The organism is Citrobacter braakii (assembly GCF_009648935.1).
Taxonomy (GTDB): domain Bacteria; phylum Pseudomonadota; class Gammaproteobacteria; order Enterobacterales; family Enterobacteriaceae; genus Citrobacter; species Citrobacter braakii.
In genome coordinates this window covers 2,261,222-2,278,569 of the sequence record NZ_CP045771.1, presented here as the reverse complement: position 1 = coordinate 2,278,569, position 17,348 = coordinate 2,261,222, and the positions used below count along the sequence as shown (strand labels likewise).

Sequence of the window (17,348 nt, the reverse complement as noted above, 5' to 3'; positions counted from 1 at the left end):
CTTATTCCTCTGGATCGTTGAACCCCAATAGCCAGGTAAACAGGAACCCGGCGATAACTGCTACCAGATAGCCTAACAGATAGAACATCACTTTTCCGGCAACAATCGTCAGTGCCAGCGGCAAACCGGAGATGCCAAAGGTGATAACCGTCGCCACCTTCCAGTAGCTAATCAGCGCCCCGCCTACCGCTCCGCCAAGACAGGCACCGATAAACGGTTTACCCAACGGCAGCGTGACGCCAAAAATAAGCGGCTCGCCAATGCCCAGCAGCCCGACCGGCAGCGCTCCTTTGATCACTTTCTTTAGCCGCGCATTGCGGGTTTTCATCAACACCGCTATCGCAGCCCCTACTTGTCCAACGCCTGCCATCGCCAGGATAGGAAAGAGCGCGTTATAACCGTGCGCCTGTACCAGCTCAACGTGGATGGGCACCAACCCTTGATGAAGTCCGGTGAGCACCAATGGCAGGAAAGTTCCCGCCAGTATGGCACCAACCAGGAAACCGCCGCGGTCGATAGCCCAGGATGCGCCGTGAGCGATAGATTCAGAAATCCAGCCTCCAAGTGGTTGCAGCGCCACAATCGCGATGGCCCCGGTAATGATGGTGGTCAGCAGCGGGTTAAGGATAAGCTCCAGCGATTCCGGCAACAGCTCGCGGAATTTGCGCTCGATCCAACACATCAGCGCAACCACCAGCAGCACTGCGATCACCCCGCCGCGCCCCGGCTGCAACGCTTCGCCAAACAGGGTAATCTGCGCCAGCTGCGGACTGGAGAGGATCCCCGCCATCACCCCACCCATCGCCAGAGAGCCGCCGAAGACTTTGGCGGTATTCACCCCAACCAGAATATTCATGATGGCAAACACGGCGCTACCAAATATGCCCATCAGCCCCAGCATATTCGGATAATGGGTCGCAAAATCCCCCACGATATCCGGTCGCTTAAGGATGTTAATAATGCCGGTAATCAAACCGGAGGCGATAAACGCCGGAATAAGAGGGATAAAGACGTTCGCCAGCTTGCGCAGCGCATCGCTCATTGGCGCTTTGTACTTCGCTTTGGCCTCTGATTTGGTGCGATCGATATTATTCACATCTGCACGCTCGCCGCCATCGGCAATCAGGGAGCGCATGGCATCCACCACCTTGGCAGCTTTACCGGGGCCGACGATTATCTGATGCTGCGCGCCCTGCTTCACGTAACCGCTAACACCGGGCAGTTGCCTGAGACGGGGAATATCAATCTGATCGTCATCCTGAACTTCCACCCTGACGCGGGTCATACAGTTTTCCAGGCGCAGAATATTTTGCTCTCCGCCTACGCCCAGCAGAATGTCGCTGGCCAGCACCGCCGTCTTATCCATATACACCTCTTAGTGTTCTAACGCCGCGCGTAAAAAACCCTGGTGAGCGGCAAGCTTTTCACGGGCGGCAGCGGCATCCAGGCCGGTGAGCGCCATTAAAATCGCTGGCTTAACGTCAAAATCAGTCTGCTTTAACAGCGCTTGCGCCTGTTCACGCGCAATGCCGGTGGCTTCAACCACCATACGGCACGCCCGATCGACCAGTTTGACGTTGGTTGCCTGCATATCCACCATCAGGTTCTGGTACACCTTGCCAAATTTCACCATCGCACCGGTGGAGATCATATTGAGCACCAGTTTTTGCGCGGTGCCGGATTTCAGTCGTGTTGACCCGGTCAACGCCTCCGGTCCCACCACCGGGGAGATCGCAATATCCGCTTCATGCGCGACAGGAGAATCCGGATTGCAGGAAATAGCCGCCGTCGTACAGCCCACCGAACGCGCATATTTCAGCCCGCCAATCACATACGGCGTGCGACCTGAAGCCGCCAGACCAACCACCAGATCCTGTGCGGTAAGGTTGAGTGCGCGCAGATCGTCTTCGCCTAACTGCGGGTTATCTTCCGCGCCTTCTACCGCCTTGAGCAGCGCGCCCGGCCCCCCGGCAATCAGCCCAACTACCAGACCATGCGGTACACCGAAGGTCGGTGGGCACTCAGACGCGTCCAGCACCCCAAGACGCCCGCTGGTACCTGCACCCATGTAAATAATGCGTCCACCGGCTTTTAGCGCGTTGGCTGCCGCATCGACCGCGCACGCAACTTGAGGCAGAGTTGCTTTTACTGCTTCCGCTACCAGCGTATCCTGTTGATTAAATCGATGAACCAACTCCAACGTTGAGAGCGCATCCAGATCCATGGTCTGTGGATTGCGGGTTTCTGAAACTAATGCACCGAGATTCATTTTTTGTTCCTTAGGAATTTTTAATTCATAATAATCTGTCATAATGGAATATTATATTCATCCAGGCGAGTGAAATTTTGTTTTGCAATCGCCATCACGTTTTCGCCAGGAGACAGCATGAACTGTTTAATTCGCATTCGTCAGCGTTACCCGGACCTCGCGCAAAGCGATAAAAAACTTGCGGATTATCTTCTTGCTCAGCCGGATACCGCGCGTCATCTCAGCTCACAGCAGCTGGCCTTTGAAGCAGGCGTCAGCCAGTCCAGCGTGGTGAAGTTCGCGCAAAAGATGGGCTTTAAAGGGTTTCCGGCGCTGAAACTGGCGATTAGCGAAGCGTTGGCCAGCAATCCCAACCCTCATTCCATTCCGGTGCATAATCAGATTCGCGGTGACGACCCCATGCGTATGGTGGGCGAAAAACTGATTAAAGAAAACGTGGCCGCGATGCATGCGACGCTGGACGTCAACAGCGAAGAGAAACTGATGGAGAGCGTCACGATGCTGCGCTCAGCCCGGCGCATTATCCTGACCGGGATTGGCGCATCGGGTCTGGTAGCGCAGAATTTTGCCTGGAAACTGCTAAAGATTGGGTTTAACGCGGTGGTTGAACGCGATATGCACGCCCTGCTGGCGGCGGTGCAGGCGCTTTCACCCAACGATCTGCTGCTGGCCATTTCGTATACCGGAGAACGCCGCGAACTCAACCTGGCTGCGGATGAAACGTTGCGCGCTGGGGCCAAAATTCTCGCCATCACCGGATTTACCCCTAACGCCCTGCAACAGCGCGCAACTCATTGTCTGTACACGATTGCTGAAGAACAGGCCACGCGCAGCGCAGCGATTTCCTCTACCCATGCGCAAATGATGCTCACTGATTTACTGTTTATGGCGCTGGTGCAGCAAGATCTGGAGCATGCCCCGGAACGCATTCGCCACAGCGAAGCACTGGTAAAAAAACTGGTCTGAGCAAAGAATGCGCGTATAATGCCCGCCCGATTTGTGATGTTTTGAGAGTTTCCTGATGGCCCTGTTAATCACTAAAAAGTGTATCAATTGCGATATGTGCGAGCCCGAATGCCCGAATGAGGCGATTTCGATGGGTGACAGCATTTACGAGATTAACAGCGACAAGTGTACTGAATGCGTAGGCCATTACGACACGCCAACCTGCCAGAAGGTGTGCCCGATCCCCAATACTATTTTGAAAGATCCGGCACATGTCGAAACGGAAGAGCAGCTGTGGGATAAGTTTGTACTGATGCACCACGCCGATAAGCTGTAACGTTGCCTGATGACGCGATGCTTATCAGGTCGACAAAACGTTAGCTCTCGATAATCACCGTGGCGCAGGCGTAGTGACGCTCATCGGCCAGCGTCACATGCATATGTGCGACGCCGAGTTTTTCCGCCAGTGTTAACGCCTCCCCCCATAACCGCAGACGCGGCTTACCGAGTTCGTCGTTAAAGACTTCAAACTGATTAAACGCCAGACCGTTGCGAATACCGGTACCAAAGGCTTTTGCTGCCGCCTCTTTGACCGCAAAACGCTTCGCCAGAAAGCGCACCGGTTGCTGATGCGTCTCCCAGATTGCCCATTCGTTGTCGCTGAGCACGCGTCTTGCCAGACGGTCGCCGGAACGGGAGATCACCGCTTCGATGCGGGCAATCTCCACGATATCCGTACCTAATCCCAGAATCGCCATTAGCCACGCGCTTCCAGCATCAGGCGCTTCATTTCGACTACTGCATCTTTCAGACCGCTCATCACCGCGCGGCCGATAATGGCATGGCCAATGTTCAACTCGTGCATTTCCGGGATCCGGGCGATGGCTTTAACGTTGTGGTACGTCAGGCCGTGCCCCGCATTCACCTTCAGACCAAGGCTGGCGGCAAAGGTCGCCGCTTTGGCGATACGCGCCAGTTCGCTGGCCTGTTCAGCGTCGGTTTTCGCATCGGCGTAACAGCCGGTGTGAATTTCGATGTAAGGCGCGCCGACTTCAGCAGCAGCCTTAATCTGTTCGTCATCAGCATCGATAAACAGCGAAACCAGAATGCCTGCGTCCGCCAGGCGTTTGCAGGCATCACGCATCTTGTCACGCTGACCGGCGACGTCCAGGCCACCTTCAGTCGTCACTTCCTGACGTTTTTCCGGCACCAGGCAGCAAAAATGCGGCTTAGTCTCAACGGCAATCGCCAGCATCTCTTCGGTTACCGCCATTTCCAGATTCATACGCGTATCCAGCGTCTGGCGCAAAATGCGCACGTCGCGATCGGTAATATGGCGACGGTCTTCACGCAGGTGCACGGTAATGCCATCTGCGCCCGCCTGCTCAACGATAAACGCCGCCTGAACCGGGTCAGGGTATGCGGTGCCGCGTGCATTACGTAAAGTGGCAATGTGGTCAATGTTGACGCCTAACAGTAATTCGGCCATGGCAATCCATCCTCGTTAATCATTTTTTGTTTTTACTGCGCGTTTTGGCATAAATTGCCGGAACAGTTCCCGGCTTTTTAACGGCTTACCACCAAGATACGGCTTTAACGCCATGCGGGTAAAGCGTTTCGCGGCGCGAAGCGTATCAGCATCCGGAAATTCCCGCGATTCGAGTGCTTTCAGATGGCGTCCGGTAAAGGTGGCGTTATCAATCACTACGCTTGCGATAAACCCTTTTTCTTCCCGGTAACGATAGGTCATGGTGTCGTCCACCGGCTCGCCACTACCCGCACAGTGGGTAAAATCGACGCCGTACCCCAGATGTCCAAGTAAGGCCAGCTCAAAGCGACGCAGCGCAGGCTCTGGCGAACCCGTCGCGCCAGCCAGCGCCTGAATACAGTTCAGGTAGTCGAAAAAGAGTTCAGAAAAGCGGGTCTCATACTCAAGTACGCGAGAGATAAGCTCGTTGATATACAAGCCGCTGTACAGTGTGATACCGCTAAGGGGGAGAGCCAGAGAAACGGCTTCGGCACTGCGTAAGGTTTTGACCTCACCACGTCCACCAAAGCGAAGCAACAACGGAGTAAAAGGCTGGAGCGCGCCTTTGAGATTAGAACGTTTGGATCGCGCGCCTTTAGCCACCAGGCGCACACGACCCGATTCTTCCGTGAAGACGTCCAGCACGAGACTGGTTTCGCTCCACGGGCGGCTATGCAGGACAAAAGCGCGTTGCCATCCTTCCATCATACCCGCCGTCTTTCAAGCTGCAGGTGTGTTGGCTGCGCCCACTCACCCCAGTCACTCACTTGAGTAAGCTCCCGAGGATCTGCGGTCTTGCCGCCTTCCTGCACCTCGAAAGCCATAACCTATGAAAAATTAGACGTCGTCGCCGTAACCGAGGCTACGCAGCGCGCGCTCGTCATCGGCCCAGCCGGATTTCACTTTCACCCACAGCTCGAGGTGAACGGGCGCTTCGAACATCTCCTGCATGTCTTTACGCGCTTCGATGCCGATGGTTTTAATTTTGGCCCCTTTGTTGCCAATAACCATCTTCTTCTGCCCTTCACGTTCAACGAGGATCAGACCGTTAATATCGTAACCACCGCGTTCGTTAGAGATAAAGCGCTCAATCTCCACGGTAACGGAGTACGGCAGTTCAGCCCCCAGAAAACGCATCAGCTTTTCACGGATGATTTCAGACGCCATAAAGCGCTGAGAACGGTCGGTGATGTAATCTTCCGGGAAGTGATGAATGGCTTCCGGCAGGTGCTTACGCACGATGCCCGCAACGGTATCAACATTCAGACCGGTTTCGGCAGAAATCGGGACAATATCAAGGAAGTTCATCTGGCTTGCCAGGAACTGCAGGTGCGGCAGTAAATCGGCTTTTTCCTGAACGTTGTCCACTTTGTTCACAGCCAGAATAACCGGGGCTTTACCGTCGCGCAGCTTGTTGAGCACCATTTCGTCGTCCGGCGTCCAGCGGGTGCCTTCCACAACGAAAATAACCAGTTCAACATCACCAATCGAGCTGCTTGCCGCTTTGTTCATCAGGCGGTTGATCGCCCGTTTTTCTTCCATATGCAGGCCCGGGGTATCAACATAAATCGCCTGATACGCACCTTCGGTATGGATGCCAACAATACGGTGACGTGTTGTCTGAGCCTTACGTGAGGTTATGGAAATCTTCTGCCCAAGCAGATTATTCAACAGGGTGGATTTGCCGACGTTCGGGCGACCGACGATGGCAATAAATCCGCAGTAAGTTTTCTCTTCGCTCATTCCAGCTCCAGTTTTTTCAACGCCTGTTCGGCGGCAGCCTGCTCAGCCTTACGACGGCTCGAACCTGTGCCAACCACCGGTTCACTCAGGCCGCTGACCTGGCAGTGGATAGTAAATTCTTGATCGTGTGCTTCACCACGAACCTGCACCACCAGATAGGACGGTAGCGGCAGGTGGCGACCCTGCAAATATTCCTGCAGGCGCGTTTTCGGATCTTTTTGTTTATCGCCTGGGCTAATTTCATCCAGACGAGTCTGATACCAGTTCAGGATCAGTTGTTCAACGGTTTGAATATCGCTGTCGAGGAAGACGCCGCCGATCAAGGCTTCAACGGTATCTGCCAGGATCGATTCACGACGGAAACCGCCGCTTTTCAGCTCGCCTGGCCCCAAACGTAAACATTCACCGAGGTCAAACTCACGGGCTAATTCAGCCAGCGTATTGCCGCGAACCAGCGTCGCGCGCATGCGACTCATATCACCTTCATCCACACGCGGAAAACGGTGATACAGCGCATTAGCGATAACAAAGCTCAGAATAGAGTCGCCTAAAAATTCTAAACGCTCGTTATGTTTGCTGCTGGCGCTACGGTGAGTTAATGCCTGCTGCAACAGCTCCTGATGATTAAAAGTGTAGCCCAGCTTCCGTTGAAGCCGATTAATTACGATGGGGTTCATGCGATACCAATAAATGAATGCGTCAACAATTCAGCACACGAAACAGACCTGATATACGCATTTCGCTTAGCCATCCCGCTTCGGCTGAATGCATTTATACACAAACCAACGCTGTTTCGTGTGCCGTGGCAACCTGTCGGTGCCAACCTCAAACTTCGGGGGAATATTCTATACACAACGACAAGGGATGTCGTTAGTCTGCGGGAATTTATCCGAGAAATAATTCACGTTGTCGCCATTATGACGACAACGTGAACGATTATCAGCGATTAGTGAATGCCACCAATACGGCTTAAACGCACACCGGTCGGCCATTCGCCTTCTTGCTTATCGAAACTCATCCAGATAGCGGTCGCTTTACCAACCAGATTCGCTTCCGGCACAAATCCCCAGTAACGGCTGTCCGCGCTATTGTCACGGTTATCACCCATCATGAAGTAGTGTCCCGGCGGGACGATCCAGGTTGCCAACTGCTGGCCTGGCTGACGGTAATACATCCCCACCTGATCCTGCGCGATTGGCACGGTCAGAATGCGGTGCGTTACCTCACCCAGCGTTTCTTTACGCTCGGAGAGGCGAATACCGTTATCTTTCGTTTCATTCAGCGGAACCTCAAAGAAACCGCTGGTCGCTTCACCGCCGTTACGACGCGCAAAGGTCTGCACAAAATCACTTGGCTGAACATCAGAGTACGTTACCGGCAGCGCGTTTTCACACGCCTGACCGGAACTGCATCCTGGCTGAATAGTTACCTCTTTCGCCACCGGATCGTACGTCACTTTGTCTCCCGGTAAACCGACAGCACGTTTGATGTAGTCCAGACGCGGATCTTCCGGGTATTTAAACACCACGATATCACCGCGTTTCGGATGGCCGGTTTCGATCAGCGTTTTCTGGTAAATCGGATCTTTAATCCCGTAGGCGAATTTCTCCACCAGGATAAAGTCACCGATAAGCAGTGTCGGCATCATCGAACCAGACGGGATCTGGAACGGCTCATAAATAAATGAACGCACCACCAGCACAATAGCTAAAACCGGGAAAACGGATGCCCCGGTTTCCAGCCAGCCTGGCTTAGGGGCCACTTTTTTCAGCGTTGCTTTATCCAGTGAATCACCTGCAGCAGCTTGCGCTGCTGCCTGACGCTCCCGGCGTTTAGGCGCGAAGATGAATTTATCTACGCACCATAAAATGCCCGTCACCAGTGTGGCAATCACCAGAATCAGGGCAAACATGTTCGCCATGCCAACTCCTTAAGATTATTTGCTGTCTTTACCGACATGCAGAATGGCGAGGAAGGCTTCCTGTGGCAGTTCGACGTTACCGATCTGCTTCATGCGCTTTTTACCCTCTTTCTGTTTTTGCAGCAGCTTTTTCTTACGGCTGATATCGCCACCGTAGCATTTCGCCAGAACGTTTTTACGCAGCTGCTTAACCGTTGAACGCGCGATGATGTGCGTACCAATGGCCGCCTGGATCGCGATATCAAACTGCTGGCGAGGGATCAGATCTTTCATCTTCTCGACCAGTTCACGACCACGGCTCTGGGAGTTGTCGCGGTGGGTAATCAGCGCCAGCGCATCGACACGTTCGTTGTTGATGAGAACATCAACGCGCACCATGTCAGACGCCTGGAAACGTTTGAAGTTATAGTCCAGCGACGCATAGCCGCGAGAAGTTGACTTCAGACGGTCGAAGAAGTCGAGTACCACTTCCGCCATCGGAATTTCATAGGTCAGCGCCACCTGGTTACCGTGGTAAACCATGTTGGTCTGTACGCCGCGCTTCTCGATACACAGCGTGATGACGTTACCGAGGTAAGCCTGCGGCAGCAGCATATGACACTCAGCAATCGGCTCACGCAGTTCGTAAATGTTGTTCAACGGCGGCAGCTTGGACGGGCTATCGACATAGATCGTCTCTTTCGCCGTGGTTTCGACTTCGTAGACTACGGTCGGCGCGGTAGTGATCAGATCCAGATCGTATTCACGCTCCAGACGTTCCTGAATGATCTCCATGTGCAGCAGACCGAGGAAGCCACAGCGGAAGCCGAAGCCCAGCGCGGTTGAGCTTTCCGGTTCATAGAACAGGGAGGCATCGTTGAGGCTCAGCTTGCCGAGCGCGTCACGGAAGTTTTCGTAGTCGTCAGAGCTCACCGGGAACAGACCGGCGTAAACCTGCGGCTTCACTTTTTTAAAGCCTGGCAGCGGCTTGTCCGCCGGGTTACGCGCCTGCGTCAGGGTATCGCCAACCGGTGCGCCCAGGATGTCTTTAATCGCACAAACCAACCAACCCACCTCGCCGCATTTCAGCTCGGTACGGTCAACCTGTTTTGGCGTGAAGATGCCCAGACGGTCAGCGTTATAGACCTGACCGGTGCTCATCACTTTAATTTTGTCGCCTTTACGCATGGTGCCGTTTTTAATACGCACCAGAGATACGACGCCCAGGTAGTTATCGAACCAGGAGTCGATGATCAGCGCCTGTAACGGACCTTCCGGGTCGCCTTCAGGCGGCGGGATGTCGCGCACCAGACGTTCAAGAACGTCAGTGACGCCAACGCCGGTTTTCGCCGAACAGCGAACGGCATCCGTCGCATCGATACCGACGATATCTTCGATCTCTTCCGCCACACGTTCAGGATCGGCGGCTGGCAGGTCAATTTTGTTCAGGACCGGCACCACTTCCAGATCCATTTCCATGGCGGTATAGCAGTTAGCCAGGGTCTGTGCTTCGACGCCCTGTCCGGCATCAACCACCAGCAGTGCGCCTTCACAGGCGGCAAGCGAGCGGGAAACTTCATACGAGAAGTCAACGTGGCCCGGGGTGTCGATAAAGTTAAGCTGATAGGTTTCACCATCAGATGCTTTGAAATCGAGCGTCACGCTCTGCGCTTTGATAGTAATACCGCGCTCACGCTCAAGATCCATCGAGTCGAGAACCTGCGCTTCCATTTCACGGTCAGACAGGCCACCGCAGATCTGGATAATACGGTCAGACAGCGTCGATTTACCGTGGTCGATGTGAGCTATGATTGAAAAGTTACGTATGTTCTTCATATAGTGTAATTATTGTGCCTTACGCCCGCCTGAGCAGGCTCTGAGAAGTCGCTGATCTGAGCTTAACGTCTGTTTAAGTGAAACGCCGCATTCTACACTACAACGCTGAGGCGAGGAAATGTTCATAGAGCAAGGATAGCGGGAACTGGAAACAACTTTGCAAAGTCGGTGAAACTTTTGCCGGATGGCGACACAAGCGCCATCAGGCAAAGCTATCACTGTTGGGTTTCGACGCGAATGAGATCGGGTGGAAGAGCAACGTTCAGAATGACCGGCTGCCAGGCTTCGCGCTCAGCAAGCTTACGAGAGTATCCACGGGCAATCAGGAATCCGCCCACGCCCCCCAGCACGGCTCCGCTTAATGCCGCAAGGTCGGAACCAAACAGCACCTGGAATAGCGCCGCGAAGAGAAAGAGCCCCGCCAACGGAGACATGTAGACCAACATCGCTGAACCCAGCAAGCTACCCTCGGCAATACCCAGTTCAACTTTTTGACCGGGCGCTAAGGGTTCGTCGCTGGGCACCACGATGGTATGCGTGGTCTGCGGCCCAAGTTTGTTCAGCACGCGGCTCCCGCATCCGGCCCGGGAAGCACAGCTGCTACATGATGCTTTAACATCACAGCTGACCGTCGCCAGACCATTTTGCCAGGAGACGACTGTCGCCCACTCTTTAATCATTGTGCAGCCCTGAACTTAATATTGTCCGCGATACGCTTCGCCGTTTGCGGTGGAAGCTCGCCCACAATCGTAATTTCCGCGTTATCACGCACGCTGGTACTAACCGTTCTACGCCCGGTTCGCAACAGCTGATCGGCGCTGTTTTGCATCGCACGGTTTACGTTCACGGAGAAACTGAACAGGCCATCAGAATATAGGCGCGATTCGATCGGCATGTTATCCATCGTCGGCAGCGGACGTCGACTGCTGGAAACTTCGCTGAAGCCTTGCGGCAACCACGACGGGCTCCAGTTGAAGTTGGTTTTCTCGCCCGCAGGAACTGACAGCAACGGCGGTAGATTGGCTTTCGCCAGCGCCTGCATGCTATCGCTAACGCCGTTGTTTACGGTAAAGGCGATAACACGGAACTGTTCCAGCGTCTCACCATCACGGTCGAGAAGATCGACGCGCATCGGCAGCTTAGTCTCCGTGTCCATCCAGACGATATAGCTGTAACGCGTACCGTCACGGGCGACAACGCGGATCACTTCACAGAGCCGATCGGCAATGCGGGTGCGACCTACTGAGATAAAGTCATAGTAGGGAGCAAGACGTTTGAAGTCGGTGTAAATCAGAGAGGGCAGAGAGTCAACGATATAGTCGCCGTTCAGCGTGAACGGTTCGAGACCAGGCTCAAAATAGCTGATTTCATTGCCACGCTGCACCACTTCCCGGCGCGGCCCATCCATTTGCAACAGTTGCGCTAGCGGACGGTTATCCAGGCGGGCATGGCGATAACGTAGGGATTCAACACCCTGCTTATTGATGCTGACAAATGACAGCTCATAGGTTAGCGACTGGCTGGCCAGATTCATCTGCTGCAACAACGCCCCGGACGCAGGATTGGCCGAGGCGTTTACAGAGAAAAACAGGCTACCAGCCACAAGTGACATGGCAAACCAAAGTTGCTTCATTACTGCGATTGCGTTCCTAAAGTTTGAATTCCTGGCACCTGCACAGCGGCTTGCTGTGTTTGGGCCTGCTCAAACTGAAGCTGTTCAGAGTGCAGTCGACGTTGCAGTTCGTAGTCCTGCAACATGGCATTAATACGACGACGCTGCTCCTGTACCTGCTGTTGCTGACCGCCGCTGGCCGTCGCGTCAGAGGGTACACCCAGGCTTACCGGACTGGCTTTACCCATCATCGGTAATGTATTAAATACCGGCGTTTCGGGCTGCTGGGACGTTTCAGATTGCCCATTATAGTGCTGGACGCCAACAATAACTGCAAGTGATACACACGCGGCCACACCCATTTGGGTAAGCTGCGCGGCCCACGGACGCATTTTCTTCCAGAATGGCATTCTCTGCCACTGGTGCGGTGCTGGCTGGGCCTCAGGAATCAATGGCACCGTCTGACGTACTGGCTCATCCTGGATGGCAGCCATTACACGGGCGGAAATATCGAAATGGAGAACGTCGGCGGTATCACCTCGCATAGAATCGCGAATCAGGTGATAACTCTCCCAGGTTTTTTGCATTTCCGGGTCATGAGCCAGCTCTTTGAGTAACTCAGTATCCAGCGTTTCGCCATCCATTAAAGCGGAAAGTTTTTCTTTCTGCATGCCTAATACCTTTTCCAGTATCCCGCTATCGTCAACGCCTGATAAGCGGTTGAACTTTATTATCAATAGCTTCCCTCGCTCGGAAGATACGTGAACGCACCGTACCTACCGGACAATCCATGATAGCGGCTATCTCTTCATAGCTCAGGCCATCCAGCTCCCGCAAGGTTATTGCCATGCGTAAATCTTCCGGGAGGGACTCAATAGTCCGGAAAACTATCTGTCTCAGTTCTTCTGACAACATTAAGTTCTCAGGGTTCGAAATTTCTTTCAGCGCACCGCCACTTTCGTAATTTTCTGCTTCAATCGCATCAATATCACTGGAAGGTGGACGACGCCCCTGAGCGACCAGGTAATTCTTCGCTGTATTGACTGCAATACGATACAGCCAGGTATAAAAAGCACTATCTCCCCGGAACGAGTCCAGCGCACGATAGGCCTTGATAAATGCTTCTTGTACTACATCGGGTACATCGCCCGACGGTACATAGCGAGAAACCAGACTCGCCACCTTATGCTGATAGCGCACTACCAGTAGGTTAAAGGCTTTCTGATCTCCCTTTTGGACCCGTTCTACCAGGACCTGGTCCGTTAACTGCTCGCTCATCCGAGGTAAAGTCTCCCCAAACCAAATTTCCACGCGCCTTCGAAACGCCACTCCATCAGCTTCACTATGAGCAAGCAAATGCTTAGAGTGCTCAAGTTTCGTAAAGTTCCGTTACGCATTGTTTTTTGTTTGTCATGTTGTAGACAGGTCTTATCTCTCATTATAAGTCTACATAATCCGATCGACGCACTATCTGTTTAGAAATGCCCATTTCACCGCTTGCAGAGTAACCCAACGGCCACTTTATTTCATCACATAATCTGGTGCTAACGGCCTGCTTCACAAAATATTTTTGCTCATTTCGCCCTCGTCATGCTTTTTTTTCATGTTTAGTCACTGCAACACATTTAAAAATAAAACGTGCAGTATCGCGCAATGTGGTGCTATGGTGACCAAACACTGTTTAGTAAATTAAACAAAAATCATGAATACGACTCCTGAATTATCCTGTGACGTGCTGATCATTGGCAGCGGGGCTGCCGGACTCTCACTGGCGCTGCGCCTGGCCGAAAAACATCAGGTTATTGTCCTGAGCAAAGGTCCGGTCAGCGAAGGCTCGACATTTTATGCCCAGGGCGGTATTGCCGCGGTGTTTGATGAAACCGACAGCATCGATTCCCACGTTGAAGATACTCTGATTGCCGGGGCCGGCCTGTGCGATCGCCATGCGGTTGAATTTGTCGCCAGCAATGCCCGCACCTGCGTTCAGTGGCTTATCGATCAGGGCGTCTTATTTGATACGCAGGTTCAGCCCAACGGTGAAGAAAGCTATCACCTGACCCGTGAAGGCGGTCATAGCCATCGACGCATTCTGCACTCTGCGGATGCCACCGGTAAAGAAGTCGAAACCACCCTCGTCAGCCAGGCACAAAATCACCCCAACATACGGGTTCTTGAGCGCAGTAATGCCGTCGATCTGATTGTCTCCGATAAAATCGGTCTGCCGGGAACGCGTCGGGTTGTCGGAGCCTGGATCTGGAACCGTAATAAAGAAGCCGTAGAAACCTGCCATGCCAAGTCAGTAGTGTTGGCCACCGGCGGCGCGTCAAAGGTGTACCAATACACCACCAATCCAGATATTTCCTCGGGTGACGGGATTGCGATGGCCTGGCGCGCGGGATGCCGTGTCGCCAACCTGGAATTTAACCAGTTTCACCCGACAGCGCTGTATCACCCGCAGGCGCGCAACTTTCTGCTAACCGAGGCGCTGCGTGGCGAAGGCGCACATCTGAAGCGCCCGGACGGTTCGCGCTTTATGCCCGATTTTGACGAGCGTGGCGAACTGGCTCCCCGCGATATTGTTGCCCGCGCCATCGACCACGAAATGAAGCGCCTGGGCGCTGACTGCATGTTTCTCGACATCAGCCATAAACCGGAAGAATTTGTTCGTCAGCATTTCCCGATGATTTATGAAAAATTGCTGGGACTGGGCATCGATTTGACCAAAGAGCCGGTTCCCATCGTTCCTGCCGCGCACTATACCTGCGGCGGCGTGATGGTGGATGACTTTGGCCGTACGGATGTCGACGGGCTGTATGCGATCGGCGAAGTGAGTTACACCGGCCTGCATGGAGCCAACCGGATGGCGTCAAACTCATTACTGGAGTGCCTGGTTTACGGCTGGTCCGCGGCTGAAGATATCGACAGGCGAATGCCTTATGCTCGCAGCGTCAGCACCCTCCCGGATTGGGATGAAAGCCGGGTAGAAAACCCGGATGAACTGGTTGTGATTCAGCATAACTGGCATGAGCTGCGGCTATTTATGTGGGATTACGTCGGTATCGTGCGCACAACTAAACGTCTGGAGCGCGCCCTGCGCCGTATCACCATGTTGCAACAGGAAATCGACGAGTATTACGCTCATTTCCGCGTGTCGAACAACTTGCTGGAACTGCGCAATCTGGTGCAGGTTGCTGAGCTGATTGTCCGCTGCGCGATGATGCGTAAAGAGAGTCGGGGCCTGCACTATACGCTGGATTATCCAGAACAGCTTCCAGAGGCGGGCCCGTCCATTCTCTCGCCGCTAAGTCATCACATGAACAGATAAAACGCCTGGGTCAGCGCCGTGTAACCTTCAGAGTAACGTTGGTCTGGCCCACGGATCACCAGCCTGTCACTAAAGCACTCCCCGGCCTGCGGGGAGAATGCCAGCAGTACCCGATTCGGTAGTCGGGCCTCGGTTTCTGCTACATCCGTGCGCAATCGCAGATGCCAGCCCATGCCCAGTGCCTGCTGGGAAAAGACGTTACCAATCTGTTCGGGCAGCACCACACAGAAAAAGCCTTCTTCCGTAATGCTGTCTGCCGCCAGCGTCAGCAATACTTGATGATCGAGCGTGGTGGTGTAGCGAGCCTGCTCGCGCTGCGGCGTGGCACATCCCACTCCCTGTTCATAATAGGGAGGGTTGCTGATGATCAAATCAAAGCGCACGGTCTGGCGCGGTACCCACTGCTGCACATCTTCGGTATGAACGTTCACGCGATGCATCCACGGAGATTGCGCGATGTTCTCCTGCGCCTGCTGCGCGGCATCAACATCAAGCTCCACAGCGTCAATGATGACGTTTTCATCTGTGCGCTGAGCCAGCATCAGCGCCAACAGGCCGCTCCCGGTACCAATATCCAGGATCCGCTTTACGCCAGCAACAGGGGCCCAGGCCCCCAATAAAATGCCGTCCGTTCCGACTTTCATTGCACAACGATCGTGTGCCACAAAAAACTGCTTAAAAGTAAATCCATTACGTCTAAGTACGGATGTAGACTGGGGCATGAAGAACAACCTTCCTGGAAAAAAAACGATAACATAGGATAAAAACAATACCTGAGAAGGTATATCCATACAAACAGATGAAGATTGCAGCCGTAACGTCTATAATCAGCGCCCCACTCAGAGGTAGAACATGACTGTAACGACTTTTTCCGAACTTGAACTCGATGAAAGCCTTCTGGATGCCCTCCAGGAAAAAGGTTTCACTCGCCCGACCGCCATTCAGGCTGCCGCCATTCCGCCTGCGCTCGATGGCCGTGATGTACTCGGTTCTGCGCCGACAGGCACCGGTAAAACGGCGGCATATTTGCTGCCAGCGTTGCAGCACCTGCTCGACTTCCCGCGCAAGAAATCTGGCCCGCCGCGCATTTTGATTTTGACCCCGACGCGCGAACTGGCGATGCAGGTTGCCGAACACGCCCGTGAACTGGCGAAGAATACGCATCTGGATATCGCCACGATTACCGGCGGCGTGGCTTACATGAACCACATGGAAGTCTTTAGCGAAAACCAGGACATCGTGGTCGCCACTACCGGTCGTCTGCTGCAGTACATTAAAGAAGAAAACTTCGACTGCCATGCGGTTGAGACACTAATCCTCGATGAAGCAGACCGCATGTTGGACATGGGCTTTGCCCAGGACATCGAGCATATCGCTGGAGAAACCCGCTGGCGTAAGCAAACTATGCTGTTCTCCGCCACGCTGGAAGGCGATGCGATCAAAGATTTTGCTGAGCGTCTGCTGGAGGATCCGGTCGAAGTTTCGGCGGATCCGTCTACGCGCGAACGCAAGAAAATTCATCAGTTTTACTACCGTGCCGATGACATCGAGCACAAAACGGCCCTGCTGATCCATTTGTTAAAACAGCCGGAAGCGACTCGCTCGATTGTCTTCGTACGTAAACGCGAGCGTGTGCACGAGCTGGCAGGCTGGCTGCGCCAGGCGGGCATTAATAACTGCTATCTCGAAGGCGAGATGGTGCAGAACAAACGTAATGAAGCGATCAAACGCCTGACCGATGGTCGTGTGAACGTGCTGGTAGCAACCGACGTTGCCGCTCGTGGGATCGATATTCCTGACGTCAGCCATGTGTTTAACTTCGACATGCCGCGCAGTGGCGATGCCTATCTGCACCGCATTGGCCGTACCGGTCGTGCAGGCCGTAAAGGTACTGCGATCTCTTTGGTTGAAGCCCACGACCATCTGCTGCTCGGCAAAGCGAGCCGCTACATTGACGAGCCACTGAAAGCACGCGTCATCGACGAACTGCGTCCAACCACGCGCGCGCCAAGTGAGAAATCTAACGGTAAGCCATCCAAGAAAGTGCTGGCGAAGCGCGCGGAGCAAAAAGCGAAAGAGAAAGAGAAACCGCGGGTGAAAAAACGTCACCGCGACGCCAAAAATGTCGGCAAACGCCGTAAGCCAAGCGGAGCTGCTTCCCAGCAGTCCGACAAAGAGTAAACCGAATGC

General features: G+C 53.9%; 19 protein-coding genes. 4 read left to right on the top strand and 15 right to left on the bottom strand.

Translation table 11 applies throughout. From position 1 onward, the window contains the following. Position 1 precedes the first annotated feature (1 nt). Positions 2-1,366, bottom strand: a complete 1,365-nt coding sequence (locus GFC06_RS10555) for a PTS transporter subunit EIIC (protein WP_153690130.1) — start codon at positions 1,364-1,366, stop codon at positions 2-4. A 9-nt stretch (positions 1,367-1,375) separates the two neighbouring features. Next, positions 1,376-2,269 (bottom strand): N-acetylmuramic acid 6-phosphate etherase, encoded by an 894-nt coding sequence (murQ, locus tag GFC06_RS10550; protein WP_016154044.1) that lies wholly within the window; start codon positions 2,267-2,269, stop codon positions 1,376-1,378. Positions 2,270-2,386: 117 nt separating this feature from the next. Between murQ and GFC06_RS10545 the strand changes: the two genes are divergently transcribed. Both GFC06_RS10545 and GFC06_RS10540 read left to right on the top strand, forming a co-directional pair. After that, positions 2,387-3,235 carry a MurR/RpiR family transcriptional regulator gene (locus tag GFC06_RS10545; RefSeq protein WP_047501531.1) on the top strand — a complete coding sequence of 283 codons (849 nt, stop codon included), beginning with the start codon at positions 2,387-2,389 and terminating at the stop codon, positions 3,233-3,235. Between the two features lie 55 nt (positions 3,236-3,290). Then, positions 3,291-3,551, top strand: a complete 261-nt coding sequence (locus tag GFC06_RS10540) for a YfhL family 4Fe-4S dicluster ferredoxin (RefSeq protein ID WP_003037590.1) — start codon at positions 3,291-3,293, stop codon at positions 3,549-3,551. Positions 3,552-3,591: 40 nt separating this feature from the next. On the opposite strand, the gene acpS is transcribed toward GFC06_RS10540, so the two are convergent. The 12 genes from acpS to rseD all read right to left on the bottom strand — a co-directional run bounded on the left by acpS (position 3,592) and on the right by rseD (position 13,230). Continuing rightward, positions 3,592-3,972, bottom strand: a complete 381-nt coding sequence (gene acpS, locus GFC06_RS10535) for a holo-ACP synthase (protein ID WP_153690129.1) — start codon at positions 3,970-3,972, stop codon at positions 3,592-3,594. Further along, the gene (gene pdxJ, locus GFC06_RS10530) at positions 3,972-4,703 is read right to left on the bottom strand and encodes a pyridoxine 5'-phosphate synthase (RefSeq protein WP_016157172.1); all 732 of its coding nucleotides are present in this window, start codon (positions 4,701-4,703) and stop codon (positions 3,972-3,974) included. Before pdxJ ends, acpS begins: the two co-directional genes overlap by 1 nt. Before the next feature lie 15 nt (positions 4,704-4,718). Continuing rightward, complete coding sequence (gene recO, locus GFC06_RS10525) at positions 4,719-5,447, bottom strand: DNA repair protein RecO (protein ID WP_016154047.1); 729 nt, start codon at positions 5,445-5,447, stop codon at positions 4,719-4,721. A gap of 132 nt (positions 5,448-5,579) precedes the next feature. Beyond that, the gene (era, locus tag GFC06_RS10520; protein ID WP_003037581.1) at positions 5,580-6,485 is read right to left on the bottom strand and encodes a GTPase Era; all 906 of its coding nucleotides are present in this window, start codon (positions 6,483-6,485) and stop codon (positions 5,580-5,582) included. Then, the gene (gene rnc, locus GFC06_RS10515) at positions 6,482-7,162 is read right to left on the bottom strand and encodes a ribonuclease III (protein WP_003037579.1); all 681 of its coding nucleotides are present in this window, start codon (positions 7,160-7,162) and stop codon (positions 6,482-6,484) included. Before rnc ends, era begins: the two co-directional genes overlap by 4 nt. Before the next feature lie 269 nt (positions 7,163-7,431). After that, positions 7,432-8,406: a signal peptidase I gene (lepB, locus tag GFC06_RS10510; RefSeq protein ID WP_016154048.1), complete on the bottom strand. Its 975-nt coding sequence runs from the start codon at positions 8,404-8,406 to the stop codon at positions 7,432-7,434. Positions 8,407-8,421: 15 nt separating this feature from the next. Then, positions 8,422-10,221, bottom strand: coding sequence for a translation elongation factor 4 (gene lepA, locus GFC06_RS10505; protein WP_003037577.1), 1,800 nt, complete (start codon positions 10,219-10,221; stop codon positions 8,422-8,424). Positions 10,222-10,436: 215 nt separating this feature from the next. Beyond that, positions 10,437-10,901 (bottom strand): SoxR-reducing system protein RseC, encoded by a 465-nt coding sequence (gene rseC / locus GFC06_RS10500; RefSeq protein ID WP_016157173.1) that lies wholly within the window; start codon positions 10,899-10,901, stop codon positions 10,437-10,439. Next, positions 10,898-11,854: a sigma-E factor regulatory protein RseB gene (gene rseB / locus GFC06_RS10495; protein WP_016154050.1), complete on the bottom strand. Its 957-nt coding sequence runs from the start codon at positions 11,852-11,854 to the stop codon at positions 10,898-10,900. Before rseB ends, rseC begins: the two co-directional genes overlap by 4 nt. Beyond that, positions 11,854-12,504, bottom strand: a complete 651-nt coding sequence (rseA, locus tag GFC06_RS10490; RefSeq protein WP_153690128.1) for an anti-sigma-E factor RseA — start codon at positions 12,502-12,504, stop codon at positions 11,854-11,856. The genes rseB and rseA overlap by 1 nt, the downstream gene beginning before the upstream one ends. Positions 12,505-12,535: 31 nt before the next feature. Continuing rightward, on the bottom strand, positions 12,536-13,111 hold the full coding sequence (gene rpoE / locus GFC06_RS10485; protein ID WP_003037573.1) for an RNA polymerase sigma factor RpoE: 576 nt from the start codon (positions 13,109-13,111) through the stop codon (positions 12,536-12,538). Then, positions 13,108-13,230 carry a rpoE leader peptide RseD gene (gene rseD, locus GFC06_RS10480; protein ID WP_223306697.1) on the bottom strand — a complete coding sequence of 41 codons (123 nt, stop codon included), beginning with the start codon at positions 13,228-13,230 and terminating at the stop codon, positions 13,108-13,110. The genes rpoE and rseD overlap by 4 nt, the downstream gene beginning before the upstream one ends. Before the next feature lie 305 nt (positions 13,231-13,535). On the opposite strand from rseD, the gene nadB reads away from it, so the two are divergent. Continuing rightward, entirely contained in the window at positions 13,536-15,158 is a 1,623-nt protein-coding gene (nadB, locus tag GFC06_RS10475) for an L-aspartate oxidase (RefSeq protein ID WP_047358259.1), read from the top strand. On the opposite strand, the gene trmN is transcribed toward nadB, so the two are convergent. Further along, complete coding sequence (trmN, locus tag GFC06_RS10470; protein WP_049282308.1) at positions 15,143-15,880, bottom strand: tRNA(1)(Val) (adenine(37)-N(6))-methyltransferase TrmN; 738 nt, start codon at positions 15,878-15,880, stop codon at positions 15,143-15,145. The two genes, nadB and trmN, sit on opposite strands and share 16 nt — an antisense overlap. A gap of 130 nt (positions 15,881-16,010) precedes the next feature. Between trmN and srmB the strand changes: the two genes are divergently transcribed. After that, positions 16,011-17,339 carry an ATP-dependent RNA helicase SrmB gene (gene srmB, locus GFC06_RS10465; protein WP_047501525.1) on the top strand — a complete coding sequence of 443 codons (1,329 nt, stop codon included), beginning with the start codon at positions 16,011-16,013 and terminating at the stop codon, positions 17,337-17,339. The last annotated feature ends 9 nt before the right edge of the window (positions 17,340-17,348 follow it).

Bases quoted from the DNA above. Each gene is read 5' to 3' on its own strand.
- rseB (WP_016154050.1), bottom strand. From the start codon at position 11,854: ATGAAGCAACTTTGGTTTGCCATGTCACTTGTGGCTGGTAGCCTGTTT.
- murQ (WP_016154044.1), bottom strand. From the start codon at position 2,269: ATGAATCTCGGTGCATTAGTTTCAGAAACCCGCAATCCACAGACCATG.
- GFC06_RS10545 (WP_047501531.1), top strand. From the start codon at position 2,387: ATGAACTGTTTAATTCGCATTCGTCAGCGTTACCCGGACCTCGCGCAA.
- GFC06_RS10555 (WP_153690130.1), bottom strand. From the start codon at position 1,366: ATGGATAAGACGGCGGTGCTGGCCAGCGACATTCTGCTGGGCGTAGGC.
- rpoE (WP_003037573.1), bottom strand. From the start codon at position 13,111: ATGAGCGAGCAGTTAACGGACCAGGTCCTGGTAGAACGGGTCCAAAAG.
- rseD (WP_223306697.1), bottom strand. From the start codon at position 13,230: ATGCGTAACGGAACTTTACGAAACTTGAGCACTCTAAGCATTTGCTTG.
- rseA (WP_153690128.1), bottom strand. From the start codon at position 12,504: ATGCAGAAAGAAAAACTTTCCGCTTTAATGGATGGCGAAACGCTGGAT.
- recO (WP_016154047.1), bottom strand. From the start codon at position 5,447: ATGGAAGGATGGCAACGCGCTTTTGTCCTGCATAGCCGCCCGTGGAGC.
- nadB (WP_047358259.1), top strand. From the start codon at position 13,536: ATGAATACGACTCCTGAATTATCCTGTGACGTGCTGATCATTGGCAGC.
- acpS (WP_153690129.1), bottom strand. From the start codon at position 3,972: ATGGCGATTCTGGGATTAGGTACGGATATCGTGGAGATTGCCCGCATC.
- trmN (WP_049282308.1), bottom strand. From the start codon at position 15,880: ATGCCCCAGTCTACATCCGTACTTAGACGTAATGGATTTACTTTTAAG.
- rseC (WP_016157173.1), bottom strand. From the start codon at position 10,901: ATGATTAAAGAGTGGGCGACAGTCGTCTCCTGGCAAAATGGTCTGGCG.
- GFC06_RS10540 (WP_003037590.1), top strand. From the start codon at position 3,291: ATGGCCCTGTTAATCACTAAAAAGTGTATCAATTGCGATATGTGCGAG.
- pdxJ (WP_016157172.1), bottom strand. From the start codon at position 4,703: ATGGCCGAATTACTGTTAGGCGTCAACATTGACCACATTGCCACTTTA.
- era (WP_003037581.1), bottom strand. From the start codon at position 6,485: ATGAGCGAAGAGAAAACTTACTGCGGATTTATTGCCATCGTCGGTCGC.
- rnc (WP_003037579.1), bottom strand. From the start codon at position 7,162: ATGAACCCCATCGTAATTAATCGGCTTCAACGGAAGCTGGGCTACACT.
- lepA (WP_003037577.1), bottom strand. From the start codon at position 10,221: ATGAAGAACATACGTAACTTTTCAATCATAGCTCACATCGACCACGGT.
- srmB (WP_047501525.1), top strand. From the start codon at position 16,011: ATGACTGTAACGACTTTTTCCGAACTTGAACTCGATGAAAGCCTTCTG.
- lepB (WP_016154048.1), bottom strand. From the start codon at position 8,406: ATGGCGAACATGTTTGCCCTGATTCTGGTGATTGCCACACTGGTGACG.